Origin of the sequence: Enterococcus sp. BWR-S5, from assembly GCF_016745255.1 — a bacterium.
Lineage (GTDB): Bacteria > Bacillota > Bacilli > Lactobacillales > Enterococcaceae > Enterococcus_L.
Window position 1 is genome coordinate 1 of sequence record NZ_JADOEQ010000016.1, and the last position, 20,119, is coordinate 20,119.

A 20,119-nucleotide genomic window follows, 5' to 3' on the forward strand; every position below is an offset into this window, starting at 1 on the left:
CAAATAACTACAAATTATTTGGAGGTTTTCTAATTTGTATACATATACAGAACTAATAATAGCAAATAAAGATTCATTTATTACTAACTTTAATCAATTCTGGTCGGCAGAATTAGAAAAGATGGATTCTGGATTCACTAAAAGCTATCAATTGTCTACTGGAAGTCGACTCAGACCTATTTTAGCCGCATGGGGCTACTATGCTCTTTTTTCTGTAGAGGAAGCTCAAGAAAAAGAAAAAAATTACGATTTATTACTAAAAAACTCATACTCTATTGAATTATTGCATAAATCGTCGATTATTATTGATGACTTAATTGATCATGATTCTATGAGGAATGGTGCACCTACATTTCATAAAGAGTACGGTGATTTTGAAGCGATACTGTTTTCTATACATTTAATTGGAAATGCATTTAAAAATTTAGGAGTTTTTTCAAATGAACATATTCTTCCTGGTAACAGTGCTTTAGGAATTGGACTATTGGCAGATACACTGACTCAAATGTCTCTTGGAGGTTTAGAAGAATTATCCCTTAATAAAAGCTCAGAAAAAATATTCAACATCAAATTTATTCAAGATATTATTGAAAAAGAGACTAGCACGTTAATCCAAAATAGCTATTTAATAGGATTACTATCTTCAAAAAAAAATCCCTCCTCCAAAATCTTCAACTTGACAAAAGATATTGGTAATCTAAATGGGCATATCTTTCAGCTCTATAATGATATTGAACCATTTGCTTCTACAAGTAAGAATGAACAACATAAAGGAAGCTTAAATTTTGATTTTTCATCATCCAGAAAAAATTTTGTAGTTGCTTATTTATATGGAACTGCCAATAATACCGATAAAAAGACTATAGAATCACTTATAGCACATGAACAATCCGATTTAACAAAAAAAGAAATTTTTGATTTAATTGATAAATACAATATTTTATCTAAAGTATTAGATTACGGTGAATCTTTGCAAAAAAAGATATTTAAGAACCTAGATGCATTAGACGCAGAGTTAGACAATAAGCAATACATCCATGAATTTACATTATTTATTGAACACATGATTGGTACAGCATTAGATAAACTTAGTTGAACACAGCTATGCTAAAAGATGTTCTATATATATAGAAATAAAAGGTGTTATAAAAGTAATGAAAGTAAAAAACATTGAAAAGAATTTATTAAACAAACTATTGGTCAAATTTAAAGGCAGAGATGCAGAGTTTTCTATACGGCTTATAATTTCCATGGTTGAGTTAATTCTATCGACTTGCGTTTGCTTATCTAAAAATTCAATCAAAGCAAATTGCTCCTGTATTTTCTTAATCTTACAAAGTTGAATTGTAATTTTCAATATATGTTTAGAATAAATTGTCAGAATAGGATATGCGATAACGAAAAAAAGAAGAATTAATACCCAAGTCAAAATGAACCAATATTCGTTAGCTACATTCAAAGTAATTTTCCAAGAATGAAATGATACGCTACTAAAGGACATAATTGAATAGAGAAGCGTATACAGAAACCCTATTACAAAGAAAAATTTTTCAACAGTAATCAAGTTGTCTGTTATGGTAATAAAATAGGGCGTATAAGCTGGTGCATAATTGTTTACGCTAAAATTTAATTTTTTTAAATCCTGTAAAAAAAATAGGTAGGTCACGTAGTAATAATAAGCAATAACACCAAAATAAAAAGCAGCGCTTCCTAATCCAATTCCATAAAAACCTGTAATATTTAGAAATACAAAACCGTTTTGAATGATGGAAAACATGAAAATAAAAATGAATATTATAGGTAAGTAACCGACAGCCTTTTTATTCAAACTTTTTTGATATTCTTTTACAGCAGAATGAAGCTCTGGTTCTGTTTGAGTTTCATTTTGCAGATTCTCAAGCTTTATTAAAAATGTAGAAATTGCACTAAATTCTAAAACAATGATTCCTAGAAGAATAACTTGATAAAAAATAAAATTATTATGCTTAACAAAAGAATCGGACACTTGACCAATCAAAAATAGACTTGCCAGAGATATCATGCTCACTCGGTTAGTCAATTTATACCTCAATAAGTAACTATTGATTTTTTCCACCCATATTTACCTCCAAATAATTTGTAGTTATTTGTATATTATACCGAAGATTTCGCATTAAAAAAACGTCTATTTTTCACGATAAATAATAAATAGTTATTTAATTGGATTATTTTTAATCATAAAAACCGAATGAGCTATCTTTAAGACAGTTATCTTAAAGTAGTCATTCGGTTATTTATTCTTTTATTCCTTCTCCCCATTCTCCACATAAGTCATGTCGTTAACAGCATCTACGCTGTATTCGCCATCCTTATAGACCACGGTAGAGATGCTTGCATTTTTCAAGCCTGTTGGCGGAAGCTCTGCTTCGCTGTCAAGCTCGCCCAACAGAGTGATAATACTCATACCATGAGAAACAACTAGGACATTCTTATGCCCTTCTTTTTCTGCTTCTGCGACGATATCATCCAGTGCAGCGGTTAAGCGTCCAACAATCGCTTGGCTGTCTTCTGCCGGCCAGTTTACGCCTTCCTCTACATTTTCCTGATCCAGCTCTGCCAGAACATCTGCAAAGTGCAGAATGGATTTATAGAAGCCGTCCTTCTGCATGTCCTCCATGAACTCCTCATAGGTCTTGCCATCTGCTTCGGCGACAGCTGTTTGCATTTCCTCGTTCATCATGCCTTCATACGTACCAAAGTTATATTCCCGCAGACGTTTATCCTTTGTATAGTCCATGTCCTTCTGTCCGTTATTTTCCAGAATCAACTCTGCTGTCTCCTGTGTCCGTCCGCTTGAGCTGGTATACACCTTATCAAACGTAATATCCGCTGCCTTCAGCCCTTTTCCAAGGAATTCAGCCACTTCAATTCCTGCTGGTGTCAACGGTGCATCAATCCAGCCCTGAGAGCGATCAACAGTATTCAACATCGTTTTGCCATGACGGGCAAAGTAGATGGTGACTTCACTGTTCTCCTGCGCTTTACTTTCCACTGTATTTTCGGCCTTGTCTGTCCCCCCGGCACACCCTGTCAAAAATACTGCAGCAACTACTCCTACCAATAATTTTTTCATGTTCATTTTTAAGCTCCTCCTTACCTAATTTGCCAAAAGCCAATAGTGCATCGACTGGTCGTCCCCTTCTTTAAAAAAAGAAAAAACCCAACTATGCCAATCTCTAAAAGAAATCCGCATAATTCGGTTTAGCTTGTTTAAAACAATCACTATCCGCTATTCAGCTACTTATAGTATACAGTCAAACCAACGAAATGAAAACCTTTTCTTTTGTTTCGAATAAAAAACAATGCCGTAATCTATTTCCTTAGAAGACGGCACCGTTTTAGATACAAACCAGGTCAGCTTCTCAACAAGCTGCCAGGCGTTTATTCTTTCAGTTTTTTCTCTGTGTTCGTTTCACCAAGCAAATCGTTCGTGTACATAATCTAGTATGTACATGGCATTTATTCTTCCTCAGTAATATAACTCACATCATTTGCGGAGGTCACACGATACTCGCCCTCTTTGTGCACAATTGTCGAAATACTCGCATTCTTCATGCTTGTCAGCTCATACTCCTCTTCTGTGTCCAACTGTCCTAAAATCGTAATAATACTCATACCGTGGGAAACTATCAAGACATTCTCGTGCCCTTCTTTTTCTGCGTCTGCAACAATATCATCTAGTGCGCTAAACAACCGATCAAGGATCGTCTGGCTGTCTTCCGCGGGCCAGTTCTTACCTTCTTCCACATTTTCCTGATCCAGTTCTGACAGAACGTCTGCCAGATGCAGAACTTTAGGATAATAGCCATTCGTTCGCAGGTCACCCACGAACTCTTCATAGCTTTCCCCGTCCACCTCAGCAACCGCCGTCAGCATTTCTTTATTCTTCATTCCTTCATAGGTGCCGAAATTATATTCCCGTAGACGTGTATCTGTTGTATAGGTCATATCCTCTTGTCCATTATTCGCTAAAATCAGCTCAGCGGTTTCCTGTGTTCGGCCACTCGTGCTGGTATACACCTTATCAAAGGTAATATCCGCTGCCTTCAAGCCCTTTCCTAATGCTTCAGCACCACTTATTCCTTCCGGCGTCAACGGTGCATCTGTCCACCCTTGTGCGCGTTCTACCGCATTCATCATGGTTTCTCCATGGCGGGCAAAGTAGATGGTGACTTCGCTAACCTCTTCTTGCTTCGTTTCAGCCGCTGTCTTTACCTTATCCGCACCCCCAGCGCATCCGGTCAAAAGCAATGCTGTTGCTGCCATACCTACCAATAATTTCTTCACGTTCATCTTTTAGCTCCTATTCATTCATTTATTTTGCCAAACAGTGATGATGAAGCCTTGCATTTTTTGATTTCTAAAACAAAAGAAAAACCGAACAGCAGATTTCCAAAAGAAACCTACATCATTCGGTTTAACTTGTTTAATATAATCATCATCGAACTATTTAACTAGTTATATTATACATTCAAAAAGAAAGAATTAAAAGACTTTTATATGAAAATCACTCTTTATTTTATCCTACCTAAAAATAACAACTTTCTAATTCCCTGAACGATTCTCTCTGTTTACCTAAACAGCTGCAACTTCTTTAACAAAGGCTGCAACTTCTTCATTTTCTCCATCTTTCAAAAGCTTGACAATTTTACTGCCGACAACGACGCCGGCACAGCTTTCTCTAAACCTCGTGACATGTTCCACTGTTGATACTCCGAATCCGGCTAATACCGGTTTGTCGCTGACCTGTTGAATATACTTCAAATGCTCATCCAACTCCTCTTGGTACTGCCTGCCAGTACCCGTTACGCCATTGACAGCGACCGCATAGATAAACCCTTCTCCCTCTTCTGCCAGCAGCTTGATTCGATCCCTTGGAGTGGTTAATGCTACGAGCGGAACTAGCGAGATATCCGTCTGCTCTAATAATGGTGTCAGATATCCTCTATGTTCATAAGGCATATCGGGAATAATCAGGCCTTTCACTGGTGTTTTGCCCAATTCAGAAACCAAACGTTCCAGACCAAAGGAATACAATGGATTAAGGTAGCTCATAATAACAAGAGGAATATCTGTTTCGATAGTCTGTAACACGGCAATGATTTTTTCTAAGGTCACCCCTTGATTCAGGGCATCCAGTCCGGCCGCCTGAATCACTGGTCCGTCAGCTACCGGATCAGAAAAGGGAATGCCCAGCTCAATGGCACTGGCTCCAGCTTTTTCCAGTAAATGAATTTCCTCTGCCAGCTGATCCAGCCCTTGTGCCCCTGCCATGATATAAGGAACAATAATTGTCTGTTTTTGCTCTTGCAGCTCTTTTAGTTTTTTATCCAATGCTTTCATTTTACTGCCCCCTTCTCCAAGAGTTCTTTGATTTGCTGAACATCTTTATCCCCTCTGCCGGACAAACAGATAATCAGCTGCTTATCCGGACCGAGCTCTTTTGCTACCTTAACGGCATGACTGACCGCATGTGAGCTTTCCAATGCCGGAATAATACCTTCTGTTCGGCAAAGCAGCTGGAAGGCCTCTAATGCTTCTTCATCCGTCACAAAGGCATAGCTGGCTCTCCCAGTTTCATCTAAATGGCAATGCTCCGGACCTAAACCGGGATAATCCAACCCTGCTGAAATGGAAAATGCTTCCTGTACCTGCCCAGCCTCATCCTGTAACAGCTTCATCATCGCCCCATGTAGGATTCCTGTCCGCCCTTTAGTGATTGAGGCAGCATGCGCGCCCGTTTCTAAGCCTAAACCAGCTGCCTCTACGCCAATCAATGCTACCTCATCGTTGATAAACGGATAGAAGATACCCATCGCATTGCTGCCGCCGCCCACGCACGCCACAATTGCGTCAGGGAGCTTCCCTTCTTCCTCCAGAAATTGGCGTCTCGCTTCCGTTCCTATGATACTCTGATAATCACGAACGATTTCAGGAAAAGGGTGCGGACCAAGAACAGAGCCCATCACATAATGAGTGTCCTCAACATTGGCAACCCAATAGCGTAATGCTTCATTTACTGCGTCCTTCAATGTTTTACTTCCAGATTCCACACTTTCGACCTTCGCCCCCAACAGCTCCATCCGAAACACATTCAGTGACTGGCGGGCAACATCGACTGCGCCCATGAAAATCGTACATTCCATCCCAAATAGTGCGGCAACGGTTGCTGTTGCCACACCGTGCTGTCCTGCGCCGGTTTCTGCGACAACCTTCTTTTTCCCCATTTTCTTTGCCAATAAAATTTGACCAATCGTATTATTGATTTTATGTGCACCCGTATGGTTCAGGTCCTCACGTTTTAGATAAATTTTAGCACCGCCGATTTGCTCGGTCAGTCGTTGTGCATAATACAACGGATTTTCTCTGCCCACATATTGCTTTAGGTAATAAGATAATTCCTCTTGAAAGGCCGCATCTGTTTTAGAAGCTTCATACACCTCTTCCAATTCCTTCATAGCATACATCAAGGTTTCCGGCACGAACTGTCCGCCGTAATTTCCATAAAATCCTTCTTTTGTTGGTTGCTTATACATTAGATATCCCCCTTTGCTTTTTCCAAAAACCTACTAATCTTTTCCAAATCCTTCTCGCCATTCGTCTCCACCCCGCTGGACACGTCTACTGCGTAAGGCTGGAATACAGCTTTTGCCTGCTGCACATTTTCAATCGTCAGTCCACCGGCAATAAATACTTTTTTATCGCCTACTTGCTCTATATCCAATTGTTCCCAATCAAAGGTTTCGCCGTTTCCGCCGGCGTATTCTTTCGGTGGTGCATCAAACAGCAGATAATCCGCCACTGTCTGAATTCCGACAAGCGGTTCTGTTTTCTTACTGACAGACACCGCCGATATAAGCGGTACTGATGGGCGTTCAACTAACTGCCTGCCATGAATCTGAACCATATCCAAACCTGCTGTTTCAATCACCTGCTCCAGCTCTTCAAGTGATGGCGAGACAAAAACGCCGACCTTTTTTACCCCAGAAGGAACATCTTCTGTAATTTTTCGTACTGCCTCCGGCGTGATTTTCCGCTTGCTTTCCGCAAAAACAAATCCGATAAAATCGGCTCCGTGCTTTACCGCTGTATCTACTGCTTCCTTTGTTTTCAATCCACAAATTTTGACCTTCATCTCAGCACCTGCAATTCTTTGACTTTTTCAGCAGGAGAAGCTGACCGCATCAAGGTTTCCCCTACCAATATGCCTTGATAGTTGTTACTGATACGCTGAACCTGAGCACCTGTTTCAAAGCCCGATTCACTGATATAAACAGCAGTTGATTTTTGCAGTTCCCCAAGCCCGATGCTAGTCTCAATAGACACCTCAAAAGTTTTTAAATCTCGATTGTTCACACCAATCAGAGAAGCACCCAGATTTTCTGCTATTTCCTGTTCCTTTTGATTGTGTACCTCCACCAAAACCTCCAAGCCCAACTCCTGTGCCTGTTTATACAAGGTGGTCAAGCGTCGCTTCGATAAAGCAGCAACAATCAGCAAAACCATCGTCGCTCCGGCATTTCGAGCACGGATCAGTTGCTTTTCATCAATAATAAAATCCTTGCACAGCACTGGGATAGTTACAGCTTCGGCAACTTCTTTCAACGTTTCAATCGACCCATTGAAAAATTGCTTATCTGTTAGTACCGAGATTGCGGAAACACCGGCTGCTTCGTAAATTTTTGCTTGCTCTACAGCATCTACCTTCAAGTTGATTGCTCCCTTTGACGGAGAAGCCCGCTTGATTTCCCCAATAATATGAACGTGATTCGGTTGACGGTTGACGCGTTCACAAAAAGAAGTGACCTGCCTCAGCGGTTGTACTTCCTCTAACGGCATCGCTTCAACCTCAGATACCTTTTTCAACAATATTTTCTCCAGAAAATCCATTTAAGCCACCTCCATTTGAACTTTAAGAAACTCCTGCAGCTTATCCATCGCTGCGCCATCCTTCACACAGCGACGTGCCAGAAGGATGCCTTCTTCCACTGAAGCTGTTTTTCCATTACTGAAAAATCCAAGTCCGGCATTAAACAATACCGTATCCAAATACGGGCTGCGTTCATTTTTTAATACAGCGTACAAGATTTCTGTATTTTGCTTTGCATCGCCGCCGCGAATTGCTTCCAGAGAGATTCGTTCAAAGCCCAGCTCCTCCGGTTCGATGCGACGTACATCTATTTTTCCATTTTCCAGCAGCGCATAATGTGTCGTTCCAGTCAGCGAAGCCTCATCTAAATGACCACCGCCGTTTACAACAACGGCTCGTTCACGTCCAAGCTCGCCTAGAGTTTGTGCTGTTTCCTCCAATAAATCCAATCGATATGTCCCCATCAGCTGCGAGTTCAGCGGAATGGGATTCGTCAACGGACCAATCAGGTTTAAAATGGTCGGTGTCCCCAGCTCCCTCCGCACCTTCATAACATGGCGCATACTTGGGTGCATATGCGGAGCAAAAAGGAAGGCTAAGCCCACTTCATTTAACAATCGTTCCAGCTTTTCTGCTGAAAGTGTCATATCGACGCCTAAATGCTCGAAAATATCAGCACTGCCTGAGCGGCTGGAAATACTGCGATTCCCGTGTTTAGCAACGGTTACTCCACCTGAAGCCAAGACAAATGCCGCTGTCGTACTGATGTTAAAGCTGTTGGAACGATCGCCGCCCGTGCCACAATTATCCATCACGTTTTCTCTATTACAATTGATTTTCATCGCCTTACTTTGGATGATTTCTGCCAGTCCGGCCATCTCTCCGGCTGTCTCTCCTTTACACTTCATTGCGGTCAGAAAGGCGGCCAGCTGACTATCCGTCAAACGCCCCTCAAACATTTCTTCGGCAATGCGCTTCGTTTCTTCCTTCGATAAATGCTGTTTCTGATATATTTTTTCAAATAATTCGTTCATTCTTTTCCCCTCCACATAGCTGAATAAAGTTTGCCAGCATCACTGTGCCCTCTTTTGTTCCGATTGATTCCGGATGAAACTGGATGCCAAACAATGGGTAGTGCTTGTGCTCAATTGCCATAATTTCCTGATCCTCTTCTGACCGTGCAACCACTCGAAAATCGTTTAAATCTGAAGACTTATCAATGACTAACGAATGATAACGAATGACAGAAAAGGTGTCACTCACGCCAGCAAACAACCGACCGTTTTCTCGTCTGACAATCGAGGCCTTCCCATGATAAATTCGCTCCGCCTGTTTGACAGTCTCTCCAAAAGCAGCACCTATTGCCTGATGCCCCAGGCAAATACCTAAAATCGGCTTTCCTTTGTAAAAACGTTGAATCAGTTGAAGTACCTGTCCAATTTCCTGCGGCGTTCCCGGACCGGGGGATATGATGATACCTGTCGCTGCTTCAGCATCCTCAGCAAGGGTTGGGCTATCATTTCTGACAACCTTCAGCTCCGCTCCTGAACCCGCCAATTGCACCAGATTATACGTAAAAGAATCATAGTTATCGATTAACAGAATCATTCCCCCACCTCCAATAATGCTTTGGCTTTTTGCAGTGTTTCTTCATATTCTTTTTCAGGGTCCGAATCATAGACAATCCCTGCTCCGGCCTGTACATACGCTTTTCCTTTATAAATAACCATCGTGCGAATCGCAATGGCAAAATCCGCTTGGTTATTTTTGGATAAATACCCGACAGCTCCGGCGTAAATCCCTCTTTTTACCGGCTCCAGTTCATAAATCCGCTGCATCGCTCGAATCTTTGGTGCACCGCTGACCGTACCTGCCGGTAAAGTCGCTTTCAAAGCATCCATTGCCGAGTGCTCCTTTTTCAGCTTTCCTGTAACAACAGAAACGATGTGCATCACAAAGCGATACTTCTCAATAACCATATAGGTCGGCACCTCCACAGTACCTAGTTCACTGATTTTCCCAATATCGTTTCGCCCCAGATCAATCAGCATCAAATGCTCCGCTCGTTCTTTTTCATCCTCTAACAATTCCGTTGCCAACTGCTGGTCTTCCTCGATAGTCTCGCCCCTTTTTCTGGTTCCCGCAATTGGGTTGGTTGTTACAATTCCGTCTCTTACGCTAACTAAGCGTTCCGGTGAAGAGCCGACAATAAATGTATCTGTGAAATCCATAAAATACAGATACGAAGACGGGTTCTCCACACGCAGCCGACGGTAATAATCAAAAGGTTCATTTAGACATTCAGCTGTCAACCGCTGTGATGGCACCATCTGAAACATATCCCCTGCAGTGATATACTGCTTGATTTTTTTCACAGTACTTTCAAATTCTGCTTTAGAAAAATTGCTGGTATAGGTCATCTTTTTCAGCTTCAGTGCTTTTACTTCTTCTGCAGCAGATTGGCTCAACTCATTGGCAGTCTGTACTAATGCTGCTTTCAGCTCAGCCTCCGAGCGTTTGGAGTAGCTATCCGATTCCACCAATAGAATGCGTTCATTAAGATGATCGAATACCAAGTAGGAATCAAATAGATAAAAATGAATGTCCGGTATCCCTGTCTCATCCGTGGGTATTGCACCTAATGCCTCATAGCTCGCGATAACATCGTAACCGACATACCCTATCCCGCCGCCTTGAAAAGGAAGTCCCTCTACAGGTGTTTCTGTCACCAGAATCTGACGTTCCAACTCTTTTAACGGGTCTTCTACCTGATAAGGAGGGGTGCCGGAAATTTCAAACAGCTTCTCTCGTACAGTGATTTCCTTTATCGGATTCCACGCAATGATTGTGTACCTTCCTTGACTCTTATCTCTGGGAATACTTTCCAGTAGGCATTTGTTCTTTCCCTTGATTCTTAAAAAAGCAGATACTGCAGTTAAGTAATCCGCTTGTATTTCTTTCGTTTGCTGCATAACCTTTCCCCTCCATCTCGTTATTTATCCATACATATTAGAAAAGCTGAACGAGCTCGTTCAGCTCTCGAGCAATAAGCTCGAGGTAAACACATGATGTTCTTTATCATGAGGTTGACTCGACTTATTGCCGAAGAGAGCTTGCTCGTGAAGCTAGACATTCTCCATGTGGTTTCCTTGCTCCCTCCTTGATATCACTAGGGGGACAAACTCAAAAATTTTATACTATCTTTACCAACAAAAAAGCCCTCAGAAAACAGACCTGCTGTTCTCTGAGGGCGAATAATTTAGCTATCCACGGTACCACCTCATTGGAAATCGATTCTTCCCTTCAATGAGCTGCCCCGAAAAAAAACAAAAAACCCTCAAACCATAAAAACACTATGGTTTGAGGGTGAAAAGTCACGGTGCCACCTCAATATTGAAAGAATCATTCTTTCCTCTTTATCAGTCGTCTAACAACGACTTTTCTCTGTAACGGGAGTACCCGGAAACGCCTACTATGATTCAGCATTTCGCTCGAAAGTCCATTCACAATCCCTTCCCTGCTGATTTCCACCGCCATCAGCTCTCTGTAAAGTACCGGATATTGCTACTCCTCTTTCTCGAAGCTTTGATATTGGTAACTATCATATTAGAGATTTCTCATTTTGTCAACAAGTTTTTCTTACTTTTTTTGATAAACGCATTTTATCCTCTATTTATTCTGACATTTTCCTTAGCAATTTCAACGATGGTGCGTGCAGCAGCTTCCATTGCCTCCACAGTGATAAATTCGTATTGCCCGTGAAAATTCTCTCCGCCTGCAAACAGGTTAGGTGTCGGTAATCCGAGATAGGAAATTTTCGATCCGTCTGTTCCTCCACGAAATGGTGCGATTTTCGGTTCGATGCCAAGATTCTTCATCGCCTGTATGGCTAATTCTACCGGTCGCATATCCTTTTCGATAATCTCTTTCATATTGTAGTACTGGTCTTGAATAGAAATTGTACATCTTGGGCGATCCAACTGCGTGTTAAGCTGCTGCACCAGAGCCTGTAAAAACTCTTTTCTTTTTTCAAAGAGTGCTTTATCGTGATCGCGGATAATATAAACTAATTCGGCATGATCAATCGTTCCGGAGAACCTGTTCAACAGATAGAAGCCCTCGTAGCCTTGCGTTTTTTCAGGTACTTCCTCTGCCGGCAATAGCGCATCAAGCTGTTCTCCCACCTTTACAGCATTAACCATCATGCCATAGGCGGTGCCGGGATGCACACTCGTTCCCTCAATTTCAATCACTGCCTGTGCTGCATTGAAGGTCTCGTATTCAAAGCTGCCGACTCTGCCGCTATCTACTGTATAAGCAAACTGCGCCGGAAAATTCGCTACATCAAAGCGATCGGCGCCGCGACCAATCTCTTCGTCGGGACCAAAAGCAATCCAAATGTCGCCACGAGTAATCTCCGGGTGAGCAAGTAAATACTCAACTGCCTCAAGGATTTCAACGATACCCGCCTTATCATCTGCGCCCAGCAGTGTTGTGCCGTCTGTTGTAATCAGCGTTTGCCCTTTATACTCACTCAAGTTAGGAAATTCCGTCACCTGCATCGTTATCGCCAGTGCTTCGTTCAATACAACATCCTGCCCATCATAATCGGGAAACACCTGAGGATTGATGCCTTCCGCGTTGAAATCTGCTGTGTCTAAGTGTGCAATAAAGCCGATTGCCGGTACTGTTTCCCGCGTATTGGCCGGAAGCTTTGCTGTCAGAAATCCATTCTGCTCGTTGTAGTGGATATCTGCCAAGCCGATGTCCTGAAGCTCTTCTTTAATACTCTTTGCCAGCTCAATCTGACCCGCTGTTGTCGGAATGGTCTGACTTGCTGCATCGGAACGGGTATTCACCTTCACATAGCGGAGAAATCGTTCCAATAGTCTCTCTTTATTCATCTTCTACTTGCTCCTATTCTTCCAGATACGCTGTTCGCAGATTGAAATAATCACCGTATAAATGATAGCTGATACCCTTCAATGACGGATTGATTAAGTAGTTCGATGCGCTTTGATAGATAGGCACTTGTGCTGCCTCTTGATTCAGCAGGATATCCTCTGCCTTTTTGTAATCTTCAAATTGCTTGTCCGGTGTATTGGCATCGACAGTTTTCGCTGCATTTACCAGCTTGTCATAGTCAGCATTTTTATATTCACCATAATTATAGGCTGAGCTGCCTTCGTATAAATTGAAATAGGAATCCAAATCACTGCTGCCGGCAATCCAGCCAGATAGAGACAGCTCATAATTTTTATCCTTACGTGATTGTGTCACATTGTTTTTCGGTTGTGCAGAGATAACGATTTCCAAGCCTTTCAGATTGTCCTGCAGCTGACTTTGGATATACTCCGCAACCTTTTTCCCTTGATCGTCATCAGAAGCAAGCAAGGTCAATTTCACTGTATCTCCCAGTTCTTTTTGCGCCTTTTTCCATTCAGCCTGTGCCTGATCGACATTGTAAACTAAATGGTCGCCGCTGTATGCTCTGAAATCCTCCGATGTATTCGGGTTGCTATACAGATTAGCAGGGATTAAGCCGTTCAAAGGTTTAGAGCCATCATCCAGTACACTTGTCGTCAACGCCTCTTTATCAATAGCCTGAGCGATTGCTTTACGAAGATGAACATTTGCCAGCGTGGTTCCCGCTTTTTTATTGAAATCCAAGTAATTATTCGCTACGTCTGAGTGTGTCACGTAGCCTGGATCATTGCTGTATTGTTGAACATATTGTCCGCTGATGCGAGTCAAATCCAATTCATCTGATTGATACAAATTGATGCCTGTGTTTTCTTCTTTGACCGTGCTGACAGCAACTTCTTCCAGCTTCACTTCATCCGCTGCATAATACTCAGGATTCTTCTTCAACGTCCATGTATCAGAGGAGGCATTCCAATCCGCCAGCGTGTACGGTCCACTATAAATCAAATGTTCACTGTCTGACGCGTAAGCCTCTCCCTGCTCTGTCACGTAGGCTTCATTTTGAGGTGCCAGCCAGCCGATAGAAACGACTGCTAAAAATGACGGCTGTGCCTGATCCAAGGTCACGATAAATTGATTGTCGGTCGCTTCAATACCCATTTCCTCTACCGGCTTTTCTCCAGTTCGAATGGCTTTACTGTTTTTCACATTATCCAATAAATAGGCATTTGGGCCAATCGTAGCCGGATCAACAAGACGCTTCCATGAAAATTCAAAATCTTTCGCTGTGATTGGTTCACCGTTACTCCATTTGATATCATCCCGCAGTGTAAAGGTATAGGTCAGTCCATCTTCACTCACATCCACTTTTTCCGCTAACCCCGGAATCGGATTGCTGTCATCATCGAAACGGCAAAGTCCTTCAAATAAGTGCTGAATCATTGTAAACGTATTTTTATCCATTGCCTGTGTTGTATCCAAGGTTGAAATCGGTGCCGGTGAACTAATCGAAATTTTCTGTTCGACCACTGCCTTTTCACTTGATTTTGTTGTTTCTGCTGCCCCGCCGCCGCAAGCTGTCAATAATAATCCGACAATGACCAAGCTTGCTGAAATTGCTTTTTTCTTCATACTTCTTCCTCCTTGTTTATCCACATTATCTATAGTTTGATGGATGGCGCATGCCTACCTGACCGACCATGACCGCTTTGCTTAGAAATAGGTGCTTTCATCACCCCTGACATCCACTGGTTCATGAAACAAACCGGCTTCACCAAGCACCTATTTCATTACAAACAAGCAATACAAGCCGAACCAGCTTGGACGGCACTCAAACAATCAGAATCCAGTCTAATTGGCAGTACTCTTTACCTCAAGACATATTTTGACCCATGGTTGAATGGCACTTGCTCGTAAAGCAAAACAACAAAAAAAGCCCTCATCCTTGAAAAGGACGAGAGCTTGAGCTATCGCGGTACCACCTTTAATTGACTAAAAAAGTCCACTCTACCAGTACAAACATACTGTGGCGCTGTAACAGGCGCTCCTGTATTGGTTTAAACTAGTCAACCAATCTGTTCAAAGGCCATTTTCGTCTTCAGCGTCACTGTCTCTTCCCACCATTCGAGACTCTCTTGGAGTTATTCTGAAAAGTACTTTCCTTCTCTTCACATTTCTATAGATAATAGATTAATGAGAATTTTAACAGATATTTTTTTCATAGTCAATTTATTTTTTATCTTTTTTTAATTAATCTAATGCTTTCGTCACGTCTTCAATCATCAAGTGCATAGATTCCAGACCGCCGCCGCTTAGATACCAAACATCTGGCTGCAAAGTAATTACTTTACCGTTTTTACCGGCATTTGTCTGCTTAATTAATTCATTGTCTGTAATGTTATCATTGGTTGTATCGCCACCGATTGCTTGTGTACGATCGACAACAAATAGGATATCCGGATTCTTTTCCAACACATACTCATAAGAAACACTTTGTCCGTGTGTTGAAGCTTCGATATTTTCATCCGCTTGCTTAAAGCCGAATGTGTCATGTACGATGCCAAAACGTGAGCCTTCTCCGTACGCAGACAACTGTCCTTCATTCAACAAAACAACCAACGCTTTCTCATCTGTCGCTTCTGCTTTTTCTTTCACTTCTGCGATTTCGTCTTCCAATGCAGCAATCTTTTCATCTGCTTCATCCTGTTTATCAAAAATTTCAGCTAATGTTTCGATGTTTTTCTTTGTAGAATTCCATGTATCCGCAGCATCTACTGAAAGATACAGGGTTGGCGCAATAGCGCTAAGGTCTTCTTTGAAGTCTTGCTGGCGACCGGAAATGATAATTAAATCCGGCTGCAGCTCATTGATTTTTTCTAAATCAGGTTCTTTAATTCCCCCTGCTGATTCAACATCTGCATAGGCGCTTAGGTATTCAGGCAGATTGGCGGTTGGCGCTCCAATAACTGTTTCGCCGACACCTAACGCATCTAATGTGTCCAGTGAACCATTATCAAAAACAACGACTTTCTTAGGATTTTTCGGCACCTCTACCGATTCTTCTGAATCTTCTACCGTAATGGTTGTTGCGGCTTCACTGCCTGCTGTTGAAGAGTCCGCAGACCCTGCTTTATCCCCACTGTTTCCACAAGCACCAAGTGCCAATAATGCTGCTGTTGAAAATGCTGCAAAAGCTAAAAGTTTCTTCTTCATCTTTTTCCTCCAAAATTTGATTGTTCTTTTTATTGTATGCGTGGTGAAGCAGATTTCCTTATCATTGAAGGAAAACGCACTTCTTGTCCCACGTTTCTATTTACTAACTAAAATACATGCAGAATCTTTTTCCTTCGATTTCACAAATGCGAATATTCATATCATATAAACGATTCAGCGTTTTTGATTGGATAATTTCGTCTGTACTACCATGGGCAAACAGCTTGCCATCCTTCATCGCCACAATTTCATCCGCATAGCTTGCCGCAAAATTGATGTCATGCAAAACGATGACCACCGTTTTACCAAACTCATCCACCAGTCGACGCAGAATTTGCATCATCTGAACGGCATAATTCATATCCAAATTATTCAACGGCTCATCCAGCAGAATATAATTTGTATCCTGTGCAATCACCATCGCAATGTATGCCCGCTGCAGCTGACCACCAGACAAGGTGTCGATCAATGTATCTGCCAGCTCCGTCAGCCCAAGGTGTGCCATCGCTTCCTCGACCTTCTCTTGGTCTTCCTTATTCAGTCGTCCTTTTGAATAAGGGAAACGACCAAAGCTGACTAGTTCCCTAACTGTCAGCTTCAAGCTGATATTATTGGCTTGCTTAAGGATTGACAGCTTTTTTGACAGCTCATTTTGCTTCCAAGTCTTCACTTCATTATGATCCAGATAAATTTCTCCGGTATCCTTAGGTATCAATCGGCTCATCATTGAAAGCAGCGTACTCTTCCCCGCGCCATTCGGACCGATAAAAGCCGTCAGCTTTTGCTCGGCAACCGGCAGCTGGACCTCTGAAACAACTAGTTTTTCTCCATATTTCTTGGATACATTTTTGATTTCGATCATTTCTGCTGCTTCCTTTCACTGATTATTTTCCCGACAAAGTAGACTCCGCCGCCAAACTCTATCACGATACTTAACGTCGTGTTAAGAGCAAATACCTGTTCCACCAGAAACTGGCCCATCACTAGCAGTAAAATGGCCAGCAGGCTGCCCCCGATAAACAGCTCTCTATGCCGATAGGTTCCCATCAGCTGATAGCTCATGTTTGCTACAATGAAGCCCAAGAATGTGACCGGACCCACTAATACCGTGGAAAGACCGACGATACCGCTGATGATAATTAACAAGATTAGTTGAAAACGCGAAACATCAATGCCTAAATTCATCGCCTGGTCATTTCCTAAATGAAGGACATCCAGCGAATGACTTTGGGACCATAGAAACGCGGTAAAAATCAACATCAGAATCGCTGCAAGTACAAGATAATGACTGTTTACATTGCCAAAGCTGGCAAATAATTTTCCCTGCAGCAAATCATATTCGTTGGGGTCCATAACAACCTGTAAAAAGGTACTGATACTATTGAAAAATGTACCTAAAATCATACCAATCATCAGTAATAAGAAGAGATCATTTTTCCCTTTTCCCAGTAAAAACTTAGATAGCAGAATACTGACGCCCATCATCAACACAATGTTTCCTAAAAACTGAGGAATGGACTCCTGACCCAGAATTACCTGTCCACCGAGAAAGAAGAACAGTACCGTCTGAATAAACACATAAAGAGCATCCAAGCCTAAAATATTGGGCGTTAGGAAATGATTTTGTGTCACGGTCTGAAAACTAATGGTCGAAAATGCTGCACCTATTCCAACCAGAATGAACGCTACTAATTTTTTGCCTCTTAGCGCCAGCGCAAAGGACCAGTTGCCGTAGGTCTTATATGTCAGGTATAAAAAACAAACGATCATTACACCAAAGAGTAAAAGTAAAATTTTAGTCCACGAGTGTCCTAACAGTTTTTTCATGCCGTCCGCCTCCTCAAAAGAAGAGCGATAAAAATCACGCTTCCCAGAATACCGACCACAACACTGACCGGGATTTCATAAGGAGCAATCACGACTCGTGCCAAGATATCACAAATCAGCAGAAAGATACTTCCACCAATAGCTGTTACACTCAATGTATTCTTCATATGATCCCCGTAATACATCGCCACAAGGTTAGGAACGATAACACCTAAAAAGGGAATACTCCCAACCATAATCAATACCACCGCACTGGACAGTGCAACAATACTCAACCCAAGAAGCTGGGTACGCTGATAGTTCAAGCCGACATTAGTCGCCATATCTTCCCCCATACCGGCAATCGTAAAACGATACGCAAACAAATAAACCAGTATTAACAACGGTAGCGTTAGATATAACAGCTCATAGCTGCCCTTCATCACGGTTGAGAAATTTCCCTGCAGCCAAGAAGACATATTTTGCACCAGTTGAAATTGATAAGCAAAAAATGTTGCGATTGACCCGATGATGTTTCCGAACATCACGCCAATCAACGGAACCATCACCTGATTTTTTGCAGGCAGAAGCCGTGTCAGGGAAAGAAAAATCAACGTTCCGACAAGTGCAAATAAGAATGCAATAACGGAGCGAAACAATAGCGGTGCTGTCGGGAAAAAGACCATCACGACCAAAATCCCCAGACGGGCACTATCCATTGTTCCGGCTGTACTTGGTGAAACAAATTTGTTTTGTGTCAAATGCTGCATGATTAAACCGGAAATACTAATCGTGCTGCCGGCAATCATTAAACTCACCGTTCTTGGAACTCTGGTCGCTAACAGCACAAGCTGCTGCTCCGAATCCCATTGAAAAAGCTGGGTAAAAGAAATATCTTTTACACCAACAAATATCGATATGAAAGCCAAAAGGAGTAAAAACAAAAATAGGCCTATTTTTTTCATGCATCTGCTCCTCTTTCTAATTGAGAATGATTTTCATTCTTGTTTACAGTTTATTCGAAAGTTTAGGTAAAAGCAACAATTTTTGTGAAATATTTCTTCAATTCCCCGAAAAAAGATGATAGATATACTTTTCATCACCCAACCCCTTTTTCAATAATATGGTATAATCAAAACAAATGAATTAGCTGTGGAAATCCGTGAAATATAAGGGATAATGAAGTTTTTCGTACGCTGCTTCTGAAATGAATAAGTAAGTTTTAAAAATGCAGCTAAAAAAAGAAGCAATAGAATCCAGCAGCTGATTTCACGAAAAACAATAGTACGTTCAAGCTGATTCAACGACTAAAAAGAAGAAGGAGGCTGTAATGGGACAAGAGGAATTACAAAAGCATTTGGATGCTTCTCGTTATGGTACACCGAAATTAAAGCCCGATGAGCAAAAAAAATACATGGGGACCTTTAGAGAGCGCTGCTTTGTCACAATGACAATTGCACAAATGAAAATTGACAAAGACAAAAAAAATTTTCTAAAAGAGCTGACCGCTCATCCTGATGGAACTGTTTTACTGAATGGAAAAATGGATATTACTCTACAGAAAGCCTATATCAAGATGATTAACGCACAGGGCGGACGCTTCACGGTTGTTAATGAAGCACAAAGCAGCGAGCCTGATGCTTTGGGGCTTGTGTTGGCAGCTGACCATGCGGTGGATGTGGCTGAGGTTGATATCGATAAAAAGTATCCTGATACACCGGAACAAAAACCGGCAGAAAAAGAAAGTTTTTGGAAAAGCTTATTTCACTAGATATACCTGATAGCTTTGATAGACCCAGAACTTCAGGCATAGCTTACACAGGAGGGAAAGACATGATTGAGAAACAGTTACTGAAAAAGGAACTTGCACAAGCATTGACAACCCATATCAGATTATTGAAGGATGTAGAAGAATTCGAAATCGAGCATACAGACGCCCTGACGTTTATGATGCGCAGCTTCGGCTTCATGCTGGATGGCGCTCCGGAAATTTTGATTAATGAGGAAGAAGAACCGCTGCATTATATGATGTTTCAGTATTACAGTCTTTTGACAGAGCTTAAGTACAACTTAATCCTCAATTTCCCTTACTCTCAGCTGAATGGCCGTAAAGTCATTGATATTGTTGGTGATTTTCCTGTTACTTATGAAAAAGAGCTGAAGCAATGGTGGGAAACTATGACCGGACTAGACTTGGAAGAGACCAAACAGACGATTGCAATTAAGGAACTGGAATACTAACCATACAATTACGCTAGAAGCGACCGA

Annotated in this window: 19 protein-coding genes and 2 other annotated features; of the genes, 3 read left to right on the forward strand and 16 right to left on the reverse strand. The window is 41.8% G+C overall.

The genetic code is table 11. The annotated features are described in order from the left end of the window. Positions 1 to 34 precede the first annotated feature (34 nt). The gene (locus IW510_RS16650; RefSeq protein WP_202061589.1) at positions 35 to 1,096 is read left to right on the forward strand and encodes a polyprenyl synthetase family protein; all 1,062 of its coding nucleotides are present in this window, start codon (positions 35 to 37) and stop codon (positions 1,094 to 1,096) included. A 6-nt stretch (positions 1,097 to 1,102) separates the two neighbouring features. Here the strand turns inward: IW510_RS16650 and IW510_RS16655 are convergent, their stop codons facing one another. The 16 genes from IW510_RS16655 to IW510_RS16730 all read right to left on the reverse strand — a co-directional run bounded on the left by IW510_RS16655 (position 1,103) and on the right by IW510_RS16730 (position 18,816). Beyond that, positions 1,103 to 2,095 carry a hypothetical protein gene (locus tag IW510_RS16655; protein ID WP_202061590.1) on the reverse strand — a complete coding sequence of 331 codons (993 nt, stop codon included), beginning with the start codon at positions 2,093 to 2,095 and terminating at the stop codon, positions 1,103 to 1,105. Positions 2,096 to 2,281: 186 nt separating this feature from the next. After that, positions 2,282 to 3,118 carry a histidine phosphatase family protein gene (locus tag IW510_RS16660; protein WP_202061592.1) on the reverse strand — a complete coding sequence of 279 codons (837 nt, stop codon included), beginning with the start codon at positions 3,116 to 3,118 and terminating at the stop codon, positions 2,282 to 2,284. A gap of 380 nt (positions 3,119 to 3,498) precedes the next feature. Then, positions 3,499 to 4,332: a histidine phosphatase family protein gene (locus tag IW510_RS16665; protein ID WP_202061593.1), complete on the reverse strand. Its 834-nt coding sequence runs from the start codon at positions 4,330 to 4,332 to the stop codon at positions 3,499 to 3,501. Between the two features lie 282 nt (positions 4,333 to 4,614). Beyond that, positions 4,615 to 5,382 carry a tryptophan synthase subunit alpha gene (gene trpA / locus IW510_RS16670; RefSeq protein ID WP_202061594.1) on the reverse strand — a complete coding sequence of 256 codons (768 nt, stop codon included), beginning with the start codon at positions 5,380 to 5,382 and terminating at the stop codon, positions 4,615 to 4,617. Then, the gene (gene trpB, locus IW510_RS16675; RefSeq protein WP_202061595.1) at positions 5,379 to 6,575 is read right to left on the reverse strand and encodes a tryptophan synthase subunit beta; all 1,197 of its coding nucleotides are present in this window, start codon (positions 6,573 to 6,575) and stop codon (positions 5,379 to 5,381) included. Before trpB ends, trpA begins: the two co-directional genes overlap by 4 nt. Beyond that, complete coding sequence (locus IW510_RS16680; protein ID WP_202061596.1) at positions 6,575 to 7,174, reverse strand: phosphoribosylanthranilate isomerase; 600 nt, start codon at positions 7,172 to 7,174, stop codon at positions 6,575 to 6,577. Before IW510_RS16680 ends, trpB begins: the two co-directional genes overlap by 1 nt. Further along, positions 7,171 to 7,929, reverse strand: a complete 759-nt coding sequence (gene trpC, locus IW510_RS16685; protein WP_202061598.1) for an indole-3-glycerol phosphate synthase TrpC — start codon at positions 7,927 to 7,929, stop codon at positions 7,171 to 7,173. Before trpC ends, IW510_RS16680 begins: the two co-directional genes overlap by 4 nt. Next, complete coding sequence (trpD, locus tag IW510_RS16690; protein ID WP_202061600.1) at positions 7,930 to 8,943, reverse strand: anthranilate phosphoribosyltransferase; 1,014 nt, start codon at positions 8,941 to 8,943, stop codon at positions 7,930 to 7,932. It abuts the gene before it with no gap. After that, positions 8,927 to 9,517, reverse strand: coding sequence for an anthranilate synthase component II (locus tag IW510_RS16695; protein ID WP_202061601.1), 591 nt, complete (start codon positions 9,515 to 9,517; stop codon positions 8,927 to 8,929). Before IW510_RS16695 ends, trpD begins: the two co-directional genes overlap by 17 nt. Then, positions 9,514 to 10,881, reverse strand: a complete 1,368-nt coding sequence (trpE, locus tag IW510_RS16700; protein ID WP_202061602.1) for an anthranilate synthase component I — start codon at positions 10,879 to 10,881, stop codon at positions 9,514 to 9,516. The genes IW510_RS16695 and trpE overlap by 4 nt, the downstream gene beginning before the upstream one ends. 387 nt (positions 10,882 to 11,268) lie before the next feature. Next, positions 11,269 to 11,499: a binding site (T-box leader), on the reverse strand. A gap of 72 nt (positions 11,500 to 11,571) precedes the next feature. Next, positions 11,572 to 12,813, reverse strand: coding sequence for a peptidase T (pepT, locus tag IW510_RS16705; protein ID WP_202061603.1), 1,242 nt, complete (start codon positions 12,811 to 12,813; stop codon positions 11,572 to 11,574). Positions 12,814 to 12,826: 13 nt separating this feature from the next. Further along, positions 12,827 to 14,464, reverse strand: coding sequence for a peptide ABC transporter substrate-binding protein (locus tag IW510_RS16710; protein WP_202061604.1), 1,638 nt, complete (start codon positions 14,462 to 14,464; stop codon positions 12,827 to 12,829). A gap of 315 nt (positions 14,465 to 14,779) precedes the next feature. Beyond that, positions 14,780 to 15,010, reverse strand: a binding site (T-box leader). A gap of 72 nt (positions 15,011 to 15,082) precedes the next feature. Then, complete coding sequence (locus IW510_RS16715) at positions 15,083 to 16,045, reverse strand: siderophore ABC transporter substrate-binding protein (RefSeq protein WP_202061605.1); 963 nt, start codon at positions 16,043 to 16,045, stop codon at positions 15,083 to 15,085. 103 nt (positions 16,046 to 16,148) lie between these two features. Then, a complete protein-coding gene (locus IW510_RS16720; protein WP_202061607.1) occupies positions 16,149 to 16,907 on the reverse strand; it encodes an iron ABC transporter ATP-binding protein in 759 nt (252 codons plus the stop codon). Beyond that, complete coding sequence (locus IW510_RS16725) at positions 16,904 to 17,872, reverse strand: iron chelate uptake ABC transporter family permease subunit (protein WP_202061609.1); 969 nt, start codon at positions 17,870 to 17,872, stop codon at positions 16,904 to 16,906. Before IW510_RS16725 ends, IW510_RS16720 begins: the two co-directional genes overlap by 4 nt. Then, complete coding sequence (locus tag IW510_RS16730; RefSeq protein WP_202061611.1) at positions 17,869 to 18,816, reverse strand: ABC transporter permease; 948 nt, start codon at positions 18,814 to 18,816, stop codon at positions 17,869 to 17,871. Before IW510_RS16730 ends, IW510_RS16725 begins: the two co-directional genes overlap by 4 nt. A 365-nt stretch (positions 18,817 to 19,181) precedes the next feature. On the opposite strand from IW510_RS16730, the gene IW510_RS16735 reads away from it, so the two are divergent. Next, positions 19,182 to 19,622 carry a YueI family protein gene (locus IW510_RS16735; protein WP_202061612.1) on the forward strand — a complete coding sequence of 147 codons (441 nt, stop codon included), beginning with the start codon at positions 19,182 to 19,184 and terminating at the stop codon, positions 19,620 to 19,622. Positions 19,623 to 19,684: 62 nt separating this feature from the next. After that, positions 19,685 to 20,092, forward strand: coding sequence for a hypothetical protein (locus IW510_RS16740; protein ID WP_202061613.1), 408 nt, complete (start codon positions 19,685 to 19,687; stop codon positions 20,090 to 20,092). Positions 20,093 to 20,119: the final 27 nt, after the last annotated feature.

Excerpts from the sequence above, each read along its gene's own strand:
- IW510_RS16660 (WP_202061592.1), bottom strand. The coding sequence starts at position 3,118 with ATGAACATGAAAAAATTATTGGTAGGAGTAGTTGCTGCAGTATTTTTG.
- IW510_RS16665 (WP_202061593.1), bottom strand. The coding sequence starts at position 4,332 with ATGAACGTGAAGAAATTATTGGTAGGTATGGCAGCAACAGCATTGCTT.
- trpA (WP_202061594.1), bottom strand. The coding sequence starts at position 5,382 with ATGAAAGCATTGGATAAAAAACTAAAAGAGCTGCAAGAGCAAAAACAG.
- trpB (WP_202061595.1), bottom strand. The coding sequence starts at position 6,575 with ATGTATAAGCAACCAACAAAAGAAGGATTTTATGGAAATTACGGCGGA.
- IW510_RS16680 (WP_202061596.1), bottom strand. The coding sequence starts at position 7,174 with ATGAAGGTCAAAATTTGTGGATTGAAAACAAAGGAAGCAGTAGATACA.
- trpC (WP_202061598.1), bottom strand. The coding sequence starts at position 7,929 with ATGGATTTTCTGGAGAAAATATTGTTGAAAAAGGTATCTGAGGTTGAA.
- trpD (WP_202061600.1), bottom strand. The coding sequence starts at position 8,943 with ATGAACGAATTATTTGAAAAAATATATCAGAAACAGCATTTATCGAAG.
- IW510_RS16695 (WP_202061601.1), bottom strand. The coding sequence starts at position 9,517 with ATGATTCTGTTAATCGATAACTATGATTCTTTTACGTATAATCTGGTG.
- trpE (WP_202061602.1), bottom strand. The coding sequence starts at position 10,881 with ATGCAGCAAACGAAAGAAATACAAGCGGATTACTTAACTGCAGTATCT.
- pepT (WP_202061603.1), bottom strand. The coding sequence starts at position 12,813 with ATGAATAAAGAGAGACTATTGGAACGATTTCTCCGCTATGTGAAGGTG.
- IW510_RS16710 (WP_202061604.1), bottom strand. The coding sequence starts at position 14,464 with ATGAAGAAAAAAGCAATTTCAGCAAGCTTGGTCATTGTCGGATTATTA.
- IW510_RS16715 (WP_202061605.1), bottom strand. The coding sequence starts at position 16,045 with ATGAAGAAGAAACTTTTAGCTTTTGCAGCATTTTCAACAGCAGCATTA.
- IW510_RS16720 (WP_202061607.1), bottom strand. The coding sequence starts at position 16,907 with ATGATCGAAATCAAAAATGTATCCAAGAAATATGGAGAAAAACTAGTT.
- IW510_RS16725 (WP_202061609.1), bottom strand. The coding sequence starts at position 17,872 with ATGAAAAAACTGTTAGGACACTCGTGGACTAAAATTTTACTTTTACTC.
- IW510_RS16730 (WP_202061611.1), bottom strand. The coding sequence starts at position 18,816 with ATGAAAAAAATAGGCCTATTTTTGTTTTTACTCCTTTTGGCTTTCATA.
- IW510_RS16735 (WP_202061612.1), top strand. The coding sequence starts at position 19,182 with ATGGGACAAGAGGAATTACAAAAGCATTTGGATGCTTCTCGTTATGGT.
- IW510_RS16740 (WP_202061613.1), top strand. The coding sequence starts at position 19,685 with ATGATTGAGAAACAGTTACTGAAAAAGGAACTTGCACAAGCATTGACA.